This is a genomic window from Sphingobacterium sp. G1-14 (genome assembly GCF_002196555.1).
Taxonomy (GTDB): domain Bacteria; phylum Bacteroidota; class Bacteroidia; order Sphingobacteriales; family Sphingobacteriaceae; genus Sphingobacterium; species Sphingobacterium siyangense.
Genome location: NZ_CP021381.1, coordinates 2,465,744 through 2,482,206 on the forward strand (window position 1 = coordinate 2,465,744; position 16,463 = coordinate 2,482,206).

Annotated in this window: 17 protein-coding genes; 8 read left to right on the forward strand and 9 right to left on the reverse strand. The window is 39.6% G+C overall.

Features of this window, described 5'->3' with window-relative positions; genetic code table 11:
- Positions 1 to 102: 102 nt before the first annotated feature.
- Positions 103 to 588, forward strand: coding sequence for a hypothetical protein (locus CBM24_RS10135; RefSeq protein ID WP_120334634.1), 486 nt, complete (start codon positions 103 to 105; stop codon positions 586 to 588).
- 67 nt (positions 589 to 655) lie between these two features.
- Here the strand turns inward: CBM24_RS10135 and xpt are convergent, their stop codons facing one another.
- The 3 genes from xpt to CBM24_RS10150 all read right to left on the reverse strand — a co-directional run bounded on the left by xpt (position 656) and on the right by CBM24_RS10150 (position 4,522).
- Positions 656 to 1,231 carry a xanthine phosphoribosyltransferase gene (xpt, locus tag CBM24_RS10140; RefSeq protein ID WP_088161115.1) on the reverse strand — a complete coding sequence of 192 codons (576 nt, stop codon included), beginning with the start codon at positions 1,229 to 1,231 and terminating at the stop codon, positions 656 to 658.
- 53 nt (positions 1,232 to 1,284) lie between these two features.
- A complete protein-coding gene (locus CBM24_RS10145) occupies positions 1,285 to 3,063 on the reverse strand; it encodes an AMP-dependent synthetase/ligase (RefSeq protein ID WP_088161116.1) in 1,779 nt (592 codons plus the stop codon).
- 265 nt (positions 3,064 to 3,328) lie between these two features.
- Entirely contained in the window at positions 3,329 to 4,522 is a 1,194-nt protein-coding gene (locus CBM24_RS10150) for a proline dehydrogenase family protein (protein WP_075992054.1), read from the reverse strand.
- A gap of 95 nt (positions 4,523 to 4,617) precedes the next feature.
- Between CBM24_RS10150 and CBM24_RS10155 the strand changes: the two genes are divergently transcribed.
- From CBM24_RS10155 to CBM24_RS10165, 3 genes are all read left to right on the forward strand, one after another.
- Positions 4,618 to 4,824: an RNA-binding S4 domain-containing protein gene (locus CBM24_RS10155; RefSeq protein ID WP_088161117.1), complete on the forward strand. Its 207-nt coding sequence runs from the start codon at positions 4,618 to 4,620 to the stop codon at positions 4,822 to 4,824.
- 50 nt (positions 4,825 to 4,874) lie between these two features.
- A complete protein-coding gene (aroB, locus tag CBM24_RS10160) occupies positions 4,875 to 5,942 on the forward strand; it encodes a 3-dehydroquinate synthase (protein WP_088161118.1) in 1,068 nt (355 codons plus the stop codon).
- A 121-nt stretch (positions 5,943 to 6,063) separates the two neighbouring features.
- Complete coding sequence (locus CBM24_RS10165; RefSeq protein WP_088161119.1) at positions 6,064 to 6,780, forward strand: ThuA domain-containing protein; 717 nt, start codon at positions 6,064 to 6,066, stop codon at positions 6,778 to 6,780.
- A 154-nt stretch (positions 6,781 to 6,934) separates the two neighbouring features.
- Here CBM24_RS10165 and CBM24_RS10170 read toward each other — a convergent pair whose 3' ends face one another.
- On the reverse strand, positions 6,935 to 8,821 hold the full coding sequence (locus CBM24_RS10170) for a TonB-dependent receptor plug domain-containing protein (RefSeq protein ID WP_088161120.1): 1,887 nt from the start codon (positions 8,819 to 8,821) through the stop codon (positions 6,935 to 6,937).
- Between the two features lie 101 nt (positions 8,822 to 8,922).
- Positions 8,923 to 9,834: a zinc dependent phospholipase C family protein gene (locus CBM24_RS10175; protein WP_232475749.1), complete on the reverse strand. Its 912-nt coding sequence runs from the start codon at positions 9,832 to 9,834 to the stop codon at positions 8,923 to 8,925.
- A gap of 218 nt (positions 9,835 to 10,052) precedes the next feature.
- Here CBM24_RS10175 and CBM24_RS10180 point away from each other — a divergent pair, with 218 nt between their 5' ends.
- Genes CBM24_RS10180 through CBM24_RS10190 form a run of 3 tightly spaced genes read left to right on the forward strand, consistent with a single transcriptional unit; the run spans position 10,053 to position 12,669 of the window.
- Complete coding sequence (locus CBM24_RS10180) at positions 10,053 to 11,039, forward strand: glycosyltransferase family protein (RefSeq protein WP_088161122.1); 987 nt, start codon at positions 10,053 to 10,055, stop codon at positions 11,037 to 11,039.
- 6 nt (positions 11,040 to 11,045) lie between these two features.
- A complete protein-coding gene (locus CBM24_RS10185) occupies positions 11,046 to 11,777 on the forward strand; it encodes an FKBP-type peptidyl-prolyl cis-trans isomerase (protein ID WP_157698417.1) in 732 nt (243 codons plus the stop codon).
- Complete coding sequence (locus CBM24_RS10190; RefSeq protein ID WP_088161123.1) at positions 11,764 to 12,669, forward strand: aldo/keto reductase; 906 nt, start codon at positions 11,764 to 11,766, stop codon at positions 12,667 to 12,669. Before CBM24_RS10185 ends, CBM24_RS10190 begins: the two co-directional genes overlap by 14 nt.
- A gap of 6 nt (positions 12,670 to 12,675) precedes the next feature.
- On the opposite strand, the gene kdsB is transcribed toward CBM24_RS10190, so the two are convergent.
- From kdsB to mazG, 4 genes are all read right to left on the reverse strand, one after another.
- Positions 12,676 to 13,419 carry a 3-deoxy-manno-octulosonate cytidylyltransferase gene (gene kdsB, locus CBM24_RS10195; RefSeq protein WP_075992063.1) on the reverse strand — a complete coding sequence of 248 codons (744 nt, stop codon included), beginning with the start codon at positions 13,417 to 13,419 and terminating at the stop codon, positions 12,676 to 12,678.
- An 88-nt stretch (positions 13,420 to 13,507) separates the two neighbouring features.
- Positions 13,508 to 14,125, reverse strand: a complete 618-nt coding sequence (locus CBM24_RS10200) for a deoxynucleoside kinase (protein ID WP_075992064.1) — start codon at positions 14,123 to 14,125, stop codon at positions 13,508 to 13,510.
- 12 nt (positions 14,126 to 14,137) lie between these two features.
- Positions 14,138 to 15,136, reverse strand: a complete 999-nt coding sequence (gene trpS / locus CBM24_RS10205) for a tryptophan--tRNA ligase (RefSeq protein WP_088161124.1) — start codon at positions 15,134 to 15,136, stop codon at positions 14,138 to 14,140.
- Between the two features lie 75 nt (positions 15,137 to 15,211).
- The gene (gene mazG, locus CBM24_RS10210; protein WP_088161125.1) at positions 15,212 to 16,024 is read right to left on the reverse strand and encodes a nucleoside triphosphate pyrophosphohydrolase; all 813 of its coding nucleotides are present in this window, start codon (positions 16,022 to 16,024) and stop codon (positions 15,212 to 15,214) included.
- 136 nt (positions 16,025 to 16,160) lie between these two features.
- Between mazG and CBM24_RS10215 the strand changes: the two genes are divergently transcribed.
- On the forward strand, positions 16,161 to 16,460 hold the full coding sequence (locus CBM24_RS10215) for a hypothetical protein (protein WP_088161126.1): 300 nt from the start codon (positions 16,161 to 16,163) through the stop codon (positions 16,458 to 16,460).
- Positions 16,461 to 16,463: the final 3 nt, after the last annotated feature.

A 16,463-nucleotide genomic window follows, 5' to 3' on the forward strand; every position in this document is an offset into this window, starting at 1 on the left:
AACCTTTGTTCAAACATTGAAGTCATACCCATAGAAACGCTTGTAAAAAAGAATGGAACACAGGCAGAGTGGAATTGATTTTTAAATTTAAATTATACTGTTATGAGAAAGATGATATACTTCGCGTTGGCAATTGGAGGGCTGGTTTTAATCGCTCCTCAACAATCTTCGGCTCAACATCGTGGACATGAACGTGAATGGAAACAGGACAAAGAGCGTAGAAAATATGAAGAGAAAAGGGATAAGGAATATCGAAAATATTTAGAAAAACGCGAAAAAGAAGACCGTAAGTATCATAAAGAAGTAGCTAAGTCATACCGAAAAGGATACCGTCATGGAGCACCGGCCTGGGCAAGTGCACATCGTTACGATAGTAGACACCATGTATACTTTAGAGATTACAAAACATTCTACGATCCTTACAGAGGAGGTTACGTGTATATGCGCAATGGTCGTTGGAATTTTTCAGCAAACGTACCTTCTTTTATGTTGAATGTCAACTTGGGAGCAGCCAATATCCGGATTGTAAAAGATGTTGCAATTAGCAGACATCCTGAAGATTTTTACAACGACTACCGTTGGGATTAGAAAGAATTTATCTTGTTGTTTGAATAAAAAAGCCTCAATCTTTAGGAAGATGAGGCTTTTCTTTTTGCTATTCTTCTTCGAAACTGACTTTATTCACTTCAAGCGACTTTATCCGCGCTAACGATTCAATTCTTAAATCGGGCAATTCTCTTAATCTTTTGCCACCTTCCTGGAAGGATTTTTCGATAATAAATCCCATGCCCAATACTGAAGCCCCCGATTGTTTAACGAGATCGAGCATACCAAAAGCGGCATTCCCATTGGCCAAAAAATCGTCTATAAAAAGAACATTGTCGCTCGGCGTAAGAAACTCTTTGCTGACACAGATGTCATAAGTTCGGTTCTTGGTAAATGAATGCACTTGGCTTACATACATATCGGCCATGGTGGTCGGTTTTGCTTTTTTTACAAATACAACCGGTAATTCCAAAAGGTAGCCAAGCATGATCGCTGGGGCTATTCCGCTTGCTTCAATTGTAATGATTTTATTGATCGGGAGGTCTGCAAAACGACGGACAAATTCTACCGCAATAGATTTCATCAATACGGGGTCCATCTGGTGATTGATGAAGTTGTCTACTTTAAGTATGCCTCCTGCAAGACTTTTACCGTCATGAAGGATTCTATCCTTTAATAATTTCATGTTTTACTCGTATAAATATAGCGCGCTATGTCAAAATTTTGATTTGTTAATCCTTAATCCATCTCCATCTGATAGAGGTTATTGAACTCTTCTTGATGATGTTCGAGAATTATCTTTCGTTTCATTTTCAAGGTTGGTGTTAACTCTCCATTTTCAATAGTAAATTCATCTGTTAAAATAATTGGTTTCTTAATCTGCTCCCAGTTACCAAAGTGCTGGTTTGCACGACGTACCTCCTGATTGACTTTTTTGACAATGGCAGGGTCAGTCAGAAAATCATCCTTTGTCATGGTTGCAAGTTCAGGAGCATCTGTTCTGGCCCAATCCAACAAATGGGCATAGTTTGGTACAATAAAGGCAGAAGCAAACTTCATCCCGTCACCGATAACCATTGCCTGTTCAATAAATTTAGATTCAACGAGCTTGGTTTCGATAGGTTGTGGTATGACGTACTTCCCGCCCGAAATTTTGAACATCTCTTTTTTTCGGTCAATGATTTTCAAGAATTTTTCATCGTCCCACTTTCCTATATCTCCGGTATGCAACCATCCATCAATGATCGTTTTATCTGTTTCGGCCTTGTTCTTATAATATCCAATCATGACATTAGGGCCTTTTACTAATATTTCTCCGTCTTCAGCAAGTTTTATTTCAACAAAACGGACAGGAAGGCCAACAGTACCTATGCGTATTCCTTTGATATAGTGATTGACTGAAATGAGTGGGGAGGCTTCGGTCATGCCGTAACCTTCATATAATGGAATTCCTGCAGCTAAGAAGGCACGTGTTAGTTTACTATGAAGAGAGGCTGATCCAGAGGCAACGGTAAGTAATTCGCCACCTAATGCTTCATACCATTTGTTAAGGACAAGTTTCTTGGCAAGCTTTAGTTTGAGATTATAGGATAGACTTCTTTTCTCAGGATTTGGATCATATTCTTCTGCAACAGAAACAGCCCAATCAAATACTTTTCGTTTGAAACCACTGAGATCATGACCTGTTTTCATAATTTTCTCATAGACTTTTTCAAGAATACGTGGGACAACGGTCATGATATGAGGTTTTACTTCCTTCAGATTATCACCAATCTTGTCGAAAGATTCTGCGATATAGATCGTAAAGCCAAGATACATATAGGTATATAAAACCATACGCTCGTAGGCGTGACAAGGAGGGAGAAAGGTCAGTCCGCGGTCATAAGCTTTACAAGGGGTAATTTCTGCTGCGCCCAATACATTGGAAAAGATATTATTGTGTGACAACATTACGCCTTTTGGTTTGCCCGTTGTACCGGAAGTGTAAATCAGGGTAGCGAGATCTTCAGGTTTAACCTGGTCACGTAGTGCTGCTAGTTTTTCTAAGGAGCAATTGGAGCCTATATCATTCAGTTCTTTCCAGCTACGTGTTCCTTCCTGATCTGCGATACAAAAAATATACTTCAATGTATAGATTGAGTCGGTTAGATTCATCAGGCGATCGTACAAGCTCTTGTTACTGACGATGCAAACCCTGATTTCGGCATCATTAAAGATATATTGATAGTCTGTATCCGTAATATTTGGATAGATGGCCACCACTACTGCACCAATTTGCTGGATTGCAAAGTCAATCAAATGCCATTCCATACTGCTGCCGGCAATGAGACCAACTTTCTCGTTGGGTTTTACGCCAAGTTCAATCAGCCCTTTGGAGAGTCTGTCTACTTGTTCAAGAAAATCTGCTGTTTTGATATAATTCCACTTGCCGTCCACTTTGTGTGCAAACATATCAAGATCGGGGTATTTGCCCATCTGTTGACGTGCAAGATCAAATAATCTAAGTTTTTCTTCCATTTCAAATCGTATTCTTTTAAGCTCCGGGGGAGCACCCTTCCAGTATGAACTTTGTTTTAAGGGAAAAGTTTGCAAACATAAATAATAGTTTCAAGAATATGGAATGATTTTGTAATTAGCTTGTTTCAAAAGGACGAAGGGGAGGCGAGTGATAGGTAAAGTGCTTTTGTGCTTTTCAAAAGTAGGGTGTTTCCTGGAAACCATTTGAGCATAGTTCCTTGAGTAGATGGACTTGATGCCCGCCAATTATAAAAAAAGCTAGTCGTTATCGACTAGCTTTTCTTCTTTGTTTTTCTTTGATCAAAAGCCCGAGCTCCCGACCTGTCGCTCCTGCGACGGAAGTATTTTCTTGTGCTCTACGGAAAAGGTATGGCATCACCGCTTTAACCGGTCCATAAGGCATGTATTTAGCAACATTATAGCCATGTGCCGCTAAGTTAAAGCTCAGGTTGTCAGACATACCCAATAATTGCGCAAAGAAGATGCGATCGGTGGATCTATCGATACCACGTCTGTCAATTTCCTTCGCCAATAACATGCTACTGTCCTCATTGTGTGTACCCGCCATTAGCCCAAAGTTGTCCAGGTGGTCCAAGATAAATTCAATAGCTTCATTATAATCTCTATCGGAAGCTTCTTTATTTGGCTGGATGGGATCGGAATAACCTTTTTGTGCAGCACGAGCACGTTCGATCTCCATATAGGCACCACGAACGATTTTAGCACCCATATGAAAGCCTCTAACTTTTGCGTATTCAAAGTCGGCTTTCAAAGATGCCAACTTATCACTACGATACAATTGATAAGTATTATATACAATTGGTTTCTCCATATTGTATTTTTCCATCATTTCACGTGCAATATCATCGATCGCATCTTGAATCCATGAATGTTCAGCATCCACTAAAACTTTTACACCTGCGGCATGACATGCTTTACAGATACGGTCAGTACGATCCAACATGCGTTGGTATTCTCCTTGTTCTGCCTCTGTTAAAGTTTCTTTGGCGTTGACCTTTTCAAATAACTCAAAACGTCCTAATCCAGTTGGTTTAAATACCGAAAATGGAATGTACTTGTTTTTACTTGCCGCAACTACGGTACGTAATACCTCTTCGCAGCAGGCGTCAAATGCACTTTCCGTTTCCTCTCCTTCAACAGAATAATCCAAGATTGTCCCTACACCATTCTCTCCCAATTCGTTGATTGCTGCTTCGCAACCCGCGATGGTCTCTCCACCACAAAAATGTTTGAAGATTGTTTTACGGATGATGCCTTGGATAGGCAGTCCTATGTTCAGGGCAAAGTTGGTCATTGAAGGACCTACTTTTGTCAAGAAGTTATTCGCTATTATTTTGAATAACCAATACGCTCTTTCCAAATCCTTATCGCTTTTACTTTTAAAAGCAATCTCTGTATTATCAAAGGATAATGTCTTGGGCTCAGAATTCTCAATCATAATCTTTATTTGCAATAAGGCAAATGTAGCAATTTAGTAAGCATTAAAACGATGATAATTCTTGTATTCCTCAGTGAAACCACTATTTTTGTGAAATGCAAGAATTTAAAATCGAGGGCGAATATATCCAGCTTATACAGTTACTTAAAGCTTTAAATTGGGTGGAGCATGGTGCTATGGCTCAATGGGTTGTGGCGGAAGGGTATGTGAAGTATAATGGGCAGGTTGATTACCGGAAAAGACTCAAATTAAGACCAGGAGATGTTGTTGAATTTGATGGGATGGAAATAAAATTGGTGTAATATTAAACAATATTGGTAAATAGAAAACTTAAACCTTAAAGAATCATAGAATGGAAGTCATAGAAAGTTTGGGCTATCAGGTATATTTTGATGATACGTTGGCCTCTTTAGAGGCGTTTTTAGCTGAGCGCAATTACTCAAAGATCATCGTATTGGTGGATACCAATACTTTGGATAATTGTTTGCCGCTGTTTCAGCAAGCTTTACCCAATTTAGCGAATTATGATGTGATAGAAGTAGATCCGGGCGAAGAAAATAAAAATATTGATTTCTGTATTGGTGTATGGCATAATATGCTCGATTTCGGAGCTGATAGACATTCATTGATGATTAATCTTGGTGGTGGTGTGGTGACCGATATGGGTGGATTTGCAGCATCAACATTCAAAAGAGGAATGGATTTTATTCAAATTCCGACGACTTTACTTTCCCAGGTAGATGCATCAGTAGGGGGTAAAACCGGTATTGATATGGGAAGTGTGAAAAATATTATTGGAACTTTTGCACAACCCCAGGCTGTTTTTATTTCAAGCCAGTTTTTGAAAACTTTAGATCAACGTCAGTTAATCTCAGGTTTTGCTGAAGTAATCAAACATGGCCTGATCTTCGATCGGGCTTATTATGAGCGAGTGAAAACATTGGAGATCGATCAAATCGATAATTCTTTGGTCAAACATTCTGTTTCGATCAAAAACCGTGTTATCCTTGAGGATCCGAAAGAAAAAGGACTGCGTAAAATTTTAAACTTTGGCCATACAATTGGTCATGCTATTGAGGGATACTCTTTGTTGAACGATGCTTCACCTTTATTACATGGAGAAGCTATTGCAGTAGGAATGATTTGTGAGGGGTATCTATCGCATAAATTGAATGGCTTGCCTTTGGATGAATTAAACGATTTGATCCAAACTTTTAGAAAATATTTCAACGATTACACATTTGATTCATCCATTGATACAGCCTTGTTGGATCTGATGCGAAATGATAAGAAAAACCTGTCCAATCAGATCGGTTTCGCATTGCTTGACCAAATTGGCAGTTGTCAATATGATATCTACGTTTCTGAGGATGATATTATAGAAAGTCTTGATTTTTACCGTGAGCTAATCACACAATAATAAAACAGAAAAGCCGTGTATCGGGAGAATGCGCGGCATTTCTGTACAGCTATTTTTATCGCGATTTCGTTGCGGAAAATAGTAAACCTAAACTTAAATCATCATAATAACCATTTATATCATGAATAGAATCTTCATTTTTCTGTTTCTCCTGTTGGGGATATCAGCTGCTGTTCAGGCACAAAGGCAAGTATTGATCTTTAGCAAGACAAAAGGGTTTAGACACGGAAGCATCGAAAAGGGTGCGCAGGTACTTAAACAGTTGCTAGATAAAGAAAAGATAAAATCTGATCATTCGGAGGATGCTGCTCTGTTTACAGATCAGGGATTGAAAAAATATGACGCTGTTATCTTTCTGAGCACAACTGGCGATATTCTCGATAATGCGCAACAGGAAGCTTTTGTGCGGTATATCCAATCAGGAAAAGGGTTTGTGGGTATTCATGCAGCGACGGATACGGAGTTTGATTGGCCATGGTATAACGGCCTTGTAGGGGCATATTTTGCATCTCATCCTGCCGTACAAAAAGCCAAAATTGATGTGCTGGACAGAAAACATGCGGCCACCAAGCACCTCGATCCGATCTGGTGGCACAAAGATGAATGCTATAATTTCAAGGACGTGAAGGACGGATTGCATGTGTTGATGAATTTGGATGAAAAAAGCTACCAAGGTGGAAAAATGGGGGATCAACATCCAATCTCCTGGACCCAGACCTACGACGGAGGGAAAGTCTTCTATACCGGGCTTGGACATACCGATGAGTCCTATGACGAACCCGAGTTCCAAAAACATTTAATTGGAGGAATTTTATCTGTTCTTCCCAAGAAAAAGTAACTTATTTTATAGTTGGCGTTTTCTTAACTAGGGCATGGTACATGCTTCTATGTGTCAATAGCACAATGAAAAGTCCCAAATGGTCATTCCATTTGGGACTTTTTTATAATTGATGGGAAAAGGGAAGAGAACCGATTTTGCCATTTGATCGGGTTTAATAGTTCAGTTTATATTTTGCGCCGATACTAAACCAACGACCGGGCATTGGAACCGCGGCAGCTTCTATATAACTCTTGTCAAATATATTCTGAACATCCACAAAGATGTTTAAGTCGTGGAGTTGGTACGATCCTCTTACGTCAGCGATGAAATAAGATTTGTAACTGATACGCTCATTAAAGCGGTTTGCAGAAGTTAACATCCAGTTCTTGTGGCTTATGGTAAAGTTGGCAATAACTTGATGCCTTAAGCTTTCAATAGCATATTTGGATAGTATCCCGTCTGCTAATGTTATGCTTGGGTTGAGATAATTATAACTTAGCGTTGTAAAGTATCGTGTCGTTGCGCTGGGATCATTGATATTATATCGGAATGAAGTATTGAATCCATCAATTTTATTTTTTCCAATATTTATTGGTTTCCACGGAATGACCGTTCCGCTTCCTGTAGTGGCATCCTCTTTTTGCCAGTCTATGAAATCGCTTATCCTTCGATGGAAATAGCCCGCTTGAGCGATAATCCGATTGGATAAGTATTTTATACCACCTTCGATCTGATAGGCATTTTCAGAGCTCAGTGTGGGGTTTCCGACGTTGGCTGTCTGATTGGTGTAAAGATCCGTAAAGGAAGGGATCCGCTGGCTAGAACCTGCGTTGACTACAATCTTCCAATGTTCGGTAATATCATATCCCAAATCTAGACCCGGGAATACCTGCCAGCCAAATTTTGAGTTGTAATTGATGTAGGCACCAGAGTTGATCATCAGTTTTTTGATCGCCTCTGTTTTGAATTCAAGGTATCCGCCGTAATTCTCCCGGTTATGGTCGCCAATACTGGTGCTATTGATGCGTTCAAATCGACTTTCTAATCCTAAGCCAAATGTACCATAACTTTGCTCCAATGTAGCATTGATTTCTGCTCCGAAGACGTTGCTGTAATGTTTGGATCTACCTTTGGTTGTTTCTCTGCCTAAATACCAATATTCATCTTCGTTGTAGCGATTACTGAGACGTGGACTGATGGAAAATGCCTGTGTTAATTGATGCTTGGACTGCAGGGAAGCGAAAGCTGTCTTAACCTGTTCATAAGCTTCCTTGTCACTCGGTGCAGCATAGTAACCATTGGCTCCAAATTGATTGTTGATATAGCCAACATTGGCTTTTATCATATTGGCTGTATTCGGTTGATATGTACCGTCATAATAGAGTTTATTATTGTTGGAGGCTGTATTATAGCGTTGTCCATTCGAATCTTCGTGGCCAAAATATAAACCGTGGCTTGTTTGCTTGGTTAAGAACTGTGAGCCAAGCTGAACACCTTTACCATAATACTTGCCTGCACTTGTCTGCTCATTATCTTTGAATGAAGAACCACTATATACCTGGGCGCTAATTTGATTTGATTCAATTTTCTTTGTTACGATGTTAATGGCACCGGTTAGTGCATTAATACCGAAAATCCGTGAAGCCGGCCCCCGAATTATTTCGATACGCTCGATGGCCTCTAGAGGAACCGGAAGGTTCATATTGTGATGGGCACTCTGTGGATCGGTGATTTTAACACCATTGAGTAGGATCGCCGTCTGTTCAAAAGACCCACCGTCGATACTTATATCTGCCTGCGAACCAAATGGTCCACGTTGGCGAATATCAACGCCTGGGATATTGCTAAGCAACTCGTTGATTGATCGATTTGGTAGTCTCTGTATATCTTCCTGCGTCAATATTTGGATATTTTTGCTTTGTTTTGAAAAAGGGATCTGTAAGCGATTTTGATTAATGATGACTTCGCCCAAAGTGGTTGTGTCTTTAATCTGAGCAGTCGCAGCTCCAATACTCAGCACTAATGCAAGGTTTGTTAACGTAATATTCTTATTCAACATGCTTTCCTAGATTTTACGCTGCAAAAGTAGCTTAGCTGACTAAAAAATAAATAGTCCGGCGTGAATAATACTGGTAGTCCGGATGATATTTTGTAACCTTCTTACATCCATTCTTCTCGGCCGATACGCTTTTTCCCCGTTATATCGATGTGATCTTGCTTGTCGCTGCTTTTTATTTTTTCGATGTTAGTCAAGTCGGGTTGGCCGGATTCGAGCCAGGCTGAATACCAATAGGAAGCAACGCGTAAAATGGTTTTTTGCATTCTCCTTTCAACCATACCGTTCATGGCTTCATGATAAGCTCTAGCATAACTGTCGGAATAGGTCCATACCAATTGATTGTTTCGCTCAATAAAAGATTTTTTTTGAGATGCCTTAAATTGACGATTAAGCCGGGCTTCAATGCTCAATACAGAATCCACAAGGCGATTGCTTTCACGGACGATACCCCAGGCTTCCGCTAAGGGATCTTTGATATAGTTGGCTTTTCCAACGCGAAGGTTGTATTTTTCTGAAAACATTTCCGGTAAGCGGCTCTCCCAGAATGCGTGTATACCGAGTTGATTCGTCAGCTGTCCATTATAATTTTTAGTCGTGTGCAATGGAACATGGGCATCAGCAATATAATGGCCGAGTTCTGCTGAGTGTTTGATGATCCGTTTATAATCTTTTGCTTGAAAGGCCTTAACAAGCTTTTGATAGGTAAGATTGATTTGCCAGGGCACAATACCATTTTTTAACAATTGCCTTTCTTGAAATTTCTCTTTGGCCTGTGACCAATGTATCGGCATGGAGTCAACTGTACTTTCCTTGCGGTAGTCCTCTAAATCTATAAAATGTCTTGGGCCTTCAGCGCTGTCTGTGAAGCAGCGTTTATCTGGATCAACAGCTTTTTCGGTAATAAGGTCAATATTGGATTTATAGAACTTAGCCAACTGAGCGGGGAGCGCAAAGACGGCATAATGGTTAATTTTTTTATGAGCAAAAAATCCCCACGATGTTAAAATTAGCATGGCGACTATGCAAAGCATTCGATAAAATAGAGACTTCATGGGGTATCAAACTGGCTATTAATTAATTGTTGATATTAAATATACGTAAAGGAAAATTAAAAAAGGAATAACGATTTTTTTATTGATGTTAATTTATATTTTCTTAACATAACTAAACAATAAAATAATATTGATACTCGTTAAAATTGATTAATTTGCCGACACAAAATACAGTCGTTATGAAGATATTGTATGCCGTACAAGGGACAGGAAATGGACATCTGAGCCGGGCAATGGATATTGTCCCCTGTTTGAGAGAGTTAGGGGAAGTCGATGTTTTGGTTAGTGGAATTCAAGCAGATCTATCATTACCTTTCGAAGTGAAATACCGTTTTCACGGGTTGAGTTTTATCTTTGGTAAATCCGGCGGAGTAGATCTGTGGAAAACATTTATGAGTTCGACGATCCGTAAATTTACGAATGAAATTAAGAGCTTGCCTATAGAAAACTATGATTTGGTGATCAATGATTTTGAACCGATTTCTGCTTGGGCTTGTCATTCAAAAGATTTGGACTGCATTGGGTTGAGCCATCAGATCGCTGCCTTAGATCCATCGAGTCCTAAGCCAGAAGATAGTGATATGCTGGGCAAATTTATTATGAAAAATTATGCTCCGTCTACCCATTCCTATGGTTTCCATTTCAAGCGGTACGCCAAGAATATTTACCAACCGGTTATCCGTAATGCTGTTCGTGAATTGAACGTGACAGATCAGGGACATTATACGGTTTACCTCCCAGCATATGACGATGCGCATCTTTTAAAGCATTTGATGAAGTTTCCGGATGTGAAGTGGGATGTTTTTAGCAAACATAATTCGAAGGCATTTGACATGAAAAATGTAACGATAAGACCGATCAATAACCAATCTTTTATTGATAGTATGGCATCTTCTTCTGGAGTTTTATGTGGGGCAGGTTTTGAAACACCGGCAGAAGCGTTATATTTGAAAAAGAAACTGTTAGTTATCCCGATGAAAAACCAATATGAGCAGCATTTGAATGCAGCGTCATTGGAAGAGATGGGGGTGCCTGTAATTTCGAGCTTAAAACAGAAAAACATGCTGGCGATAGAAGCCTGGCTCAACAGTAAATCTAGGGTTGAAGTTGATTACCCTAATATCACGCAGGAAATTATAAATGAAATCGTGCAGAAGCACCGTTAAACAAACATGAAGTATATTGCATTAGCCCTATTATCCTTGACAACAGTCACAGGATTTGCCCAACAAAAAAAAACGAACATGACGGCGAAGAAGAAGGTCGTCGCAACTAAATCAAGTACAACAAATCAACTGAAAACGAAGGCCGATTCTGTGTCATATGCGTTTGGTGCCGATATCGGAAATTCACTAAAATCTATTGAGATCGATTACTTGAAGTCAGATGTTATTGCAAAAGCAATTTCGGATGTCTTGAAAGGGGAGAAATCGCTATTGGAAGATGGCCAAGGAAGAGCTGTTATCCAGCAGGCGATCATGGACGTTCGTGCTAAAAAAGAGGCTGCTAGCCGTGCTGAAGAAGATAAATTTTTTGCCGAAAATGCAAAGGTTGTTGGGATGAAATCTACAGCTGAAGGAATTCAATATCTTGTTCTAAATGAGGCGGAAGGTCCAAAACCAAAAAGTGACGATGAGGTAACAGTGCATTATAAAGGTACCTTACTCAATGGAAAGCAATTTGATAGCTCATACGACCGTAAGGAGCCATTGAAACTATCCTTGGGTCAGGTGATCAAGGGTTGGCAGATTGGAATCCCGTTAATGTCCAAAGGGGCAAAGTATAAATTTTTTATACCTAGTAGATTAGCGTATGGCGAACGGGCGACAGGTGAAATTCCTGCAAACAGCACATTGGTGTTTGAGGTAGAATTGCTTGATATTGGTGCAGATGGAACAACGTAAATTAGGAAATACAAGCTTAATCGTTTCGGAAATAGGTTTGGGCTGTATGTCGCTAAAAGGCAATCAGTCCAAACAATCCAAAGATATTATCCAAAAAGCTTACGAGAACGGGATCACTTTCTTTGATACCGCTGATCTCTACGATAAAGGCCTAAACGAGATGATCGTCGGGGAGAGTGTGCAAAGCTTTCGCAAGCATATTGTTTTGGCGTCGAAAGTTGGTAACCTTTGGCGTGCAGATGGATCCGGTTGGGATTGGAAGGCTTCGAAGGACTATATTATCAAGGCTGTGGAAGGTTCGTTGTCACGTTTAAAAACGGATTACATCGACCTCTATCAGTTACATGGTGGTACAATAGAAGATCCGATAGAGGAGATTGTTGAAGCGTTTGAGTTGTTGAAGAAACAAGGGAAAATCCGTGCTTATGGCCTTTCATCAATTCGCCCAAACGTTATCAAGGCATTTTTGTCCAAATCTGACATTGCCTCAGTAATGATGCAATACAGTCTATTGGATAGAAGACCAGAAGAAGAAATCAGTGGCTTGTTGGAAGAACGGGGTGTAAGTATCGTCGTACGCGGTGTATTAGCCAAAGGTGTTCTCATCAACAAACCTATTGAACCTTTTCTTCAGTATAGTTCGGGAGAGGTGGCCCATATCGTGAGAAACTTGGCAAATCTTTCCAAACGTATCGGAAAAGACAATATGATTGTTGCACTATCTTATGTGCTTTCTAACGCAGCTGTTGGTACAGCACTCGTTGGTGTGAGTACCAAATTGCAATTGGATGAATTGATCAGAGCAAAAGCGCAGATGATCAAATTAAGTGATTCGGATAAGCAGGTACTATTGGAAGGTGTCCGGTCGTTATGCTATACCGAACACCGGTAAGCTTTACTATTTATTAAAAAATAGTTTTAATATTTTAGCGAGATCTTCTTTTGTATCCACGGCGACCGTTTCATGCGTTGTAATTGCCGTTTGAATGGCGTAACCGTTTTCTAACCAGCGCAGCTGTTCCAATGCCTCTGCTTCTTCTAGCATAGAAATGGGAAGTTGTGTCAGTGCTTTTAATGTATCTACCTGGTAAGCATATATTCCGATATGTTTATAGAATGTTTGCTTTTGTAACCATTGGTCTTTTTCCACACCTCTTAAAAAAGGAATGGTCTGCCTACTAAAGTAGATTGCTTCTCCTTTGCTGTTTCGGACAACTTTAGGGATGTTTACATTGAATAGTTCCTCCTCCGCTGTAATTTCTTTGACTAGGGTCGCTATCTGCGTAGTGGTGTCTTCAAAACAATGTGCTAAAAGATCAATTTGCGCGGGGTCAATAAAGGGTTCGTCACCCTGTATATTGATGGCAACATCATAACCTTCTATATCCGTTATAACTTCGGCGCAACGATCTGTGCCCGATTGGTGGTGCTCTGCTGTCATGACGACTTTGCCACCAAAGGAAAGTACAGTTTGTGCTATGCGTTGATCGTCGGTTGCGACAACCACTTCGTTTAATTTTGTTGATTTTTTGACCTGTTCGTAGACACGTTGGATCATCGTTTTTCCTTCGATGTCGATCAGGGGTTTTCCAGGGAATCTGCTCGATGCATATCGAGCAGGGATAATACCTAAAAATTTCATCTTTTATTTTTTATCAATGGATGGGCAATTGGAATTTATCAAAAAGCCTGTAAAATAACGTTATTTTACAGGCTTTTTGATTCGTTGATTATTCGAACAATCCGAATAATTCGGCTTCGATCTTTTGAATGATATCGCCGAGGTCTTCTGGGTTTTTGGTGAAGTCCAGATTGTCCTTGTCCAGAATCATTACCTTACCTTCTTTGTAATTATTGATCCATTTATCGTATTTATCGTTCAGCTTCGACAGATAATCCAAGCGAATTGCGGATTCATAGTCACGGCCCCTTTTTTGGATATTATTCACTAGGGTAGGGACAGAGGCTTTGAGGTAAATCAATAAATCTGGAGGTTTGATATAGTGGATAATGCTTTGAAAAATATTACTATAGTTTTCAAAATCACGTGCGCTCATTAAACCCATATCATACAAGTTTTCGGCAAAGATATAAGCATCTTCATAAATGGTACGATCCTGAATCATATCAATGCCAGTTTCCTGCAATTTTACAATATGTCTAAAGCGACTGTTGAGGAAAAAAATCTGAAGATTGAATGCCCAGCGTTTCATGTCCGAATAAAAATCTTCTAGATAAGGATTGTTGTCTACAGCTTCAAACTGAGGTTCAAATTTAAAGTGACTGGCCAACATTTCAGTCAACGTTGTTTTGCCGGCACCTATATTTCCAACGATAGCTATGTGCATATTATTTCTAGCTTAATAAAATCTTTTAATACCAATAATCTCACGAACCTCTTTCAGTGTCTTGTGCGCAGATTCGCTTGCTTTTTCAGCGCCCATTTTTGCAACTTTAGCAATGTATGCATCATCGTTTGATATATCCTCAATACGGGAGCGTACATCGTTGGTTGCAAGTACCATATCTTCTGCCAATTGTTTTTTGAAATCACCATAACGAATTTCACATTTGTTATAGAGTTCATCAAAATGCTGTAACGTATCTGCAGTAGATACGACCTTCATTAAATCAAAAAGATTTTGGATAGCTTCAGGCTTAGGCTGGTTCATCTCAGTTGGACCAGAATCGGATACAGCACGCATCACCTTTTTACGAATTACGGTTTCACTATCCGACAGATAAATACAATCTGCCTCACCATTGGATTTACCCATTTTTCCCTGGCCTGCAAGCCCGGGAACTTTCACCAATTTGTCGGAATAGGAGAATGCAAATGCTTCTTTAAAATAATCTACGTTGTATAAGCGATTGAAGCGATTGCCAAAAGTCCGCGTCATCTCCAAATGTTGTTCCTGATCTTTTCCTACTGGAACTTTTGTGCCATGGTGAATCAATATATCACAGGCCATCAAGACCGGATAGGTCAATAAACCTGCGTTAACATTGTCGGGATTGCTTCTAACTTTATCCTTAAATGCTGTAGCACGTTCAAGCTCGCCGAGATAGGCGTTCATATTCATGTATAGATAGAGTTCCGCAACTTCTGGAACATCTGATTGAACGTAAATAGTCGATTTTTCGGGGTCTATTCCTGCAGCTAGATATTCAACAATAACTTGGCGAACCGTTCCCTGAAGTCCATGAGGAGTGGGGTGGGTCGTTAGTGAATGTAAATCCGCAATGAAAAAAAAGCAATTATATTCGTTTTGCATTTTCACAAAATTGCTCAATGCGCCGTAGTAATTTCCTAAATGTAATTTTCCGGTACTTCTGATACCGCTAACAACTGTTTCCATATTCCTGCGAATTTACGCATAAATTTGACAAAGTCGAATTAAATTCGGTCGGTGACTCCCTTTTTAGGAATTGCGTTATTTTTTTAATTTTTTAGCTTCATTCCAATAAACGTCCATTTCTTCTAAACTCATTTCCTGCAGCTGTTGCTTATTTTCAGCGGCTTTTTGTTCTAAATAGGTAAACCGTTCAATGAATTTTTTGTTGGTGCGTTCTAGAGCATTTTCAGGATTGATACCAATATGCCGTGCATAATTTATTAAGGAGAATAACAGGTCGCCAAATTCCCCTTCTGCTTTTTCCTGATCCATAGGAAGTGCTGTCTCCAGATTAAATTCTGCTTTAAATTCGGCAAGCTCTTCCTCTACTTTTTCCCATACTTGTTTCTTATCTTCCCAGTCAAAGCCGACACCGCGAACTTTATCTTGGATACGATAGGCCTTTACCAAAGCGGGTAGGCCTTTCGGGACGCCAGAAAGAACAGATGTATTGCCTTCTTTCAGCTTGATTGTTTCCCAATTGGATTTGACTTGATCTTCTGTATCAGCACTGCTGTCGCCGTAGATATGGGGATGGCGCGTAATCAATTTATCGCAGATTGCATTGAGTACGTCTACGATGTTGAAATGTCCTTCTTCTTCGGCAATGCGGGCATAGAATACAAGATGCATCAAGACGTCACCAAGTTCTTTTTTGATTTCTGGATAATCTTTTTCTAAAATGGCGTCGGTTAATTCATACATTTCCTCCATAGTCAAATGTCGAAGGGATTCCATGGTCTGTTTTTTATCCCAGGGACATTCAATCCGTAAGGTATATAAGACATCGAGTAATCGTTGAAAAGCTAGTTGAGGTGTATGCTGATACGCTGGTGCTGCTAGATTTGCCATATTTCATCGTGTTTGGTAGCACAAAAGTAGAAATATGATTTCGAATAAACTATTTCAAATTGCGGAAAACAAAACTCTTTTGTCAATCGTTTTATAATAAAAATTAGAATTTAGATCGGATTTAGAACAATCAACTATGGAAAGAATGCATGGATACTCCTCTGCAAGTGTTGCCTTGGAAAAGTTAAACAAATTAGGTTACACGATAGATTATAATATTGAATTTGACGATTTGTTGGCTCATGCAGATCAGTACAGAATTGACTACTTATTTCGCTATGAAGGTGCATCGGATCCTGATGATGAATCGTCGGTGTATGGTATTAGCAAAAATTCGGGACAGAAAGGTGTTTTTGTTGCAGGCAATTTGTCTTTAATTGAAGGTAAGAAGCGGGATATTCTATTACAAATGGAACTTAAAGAGCGGGAGCGATAGCCT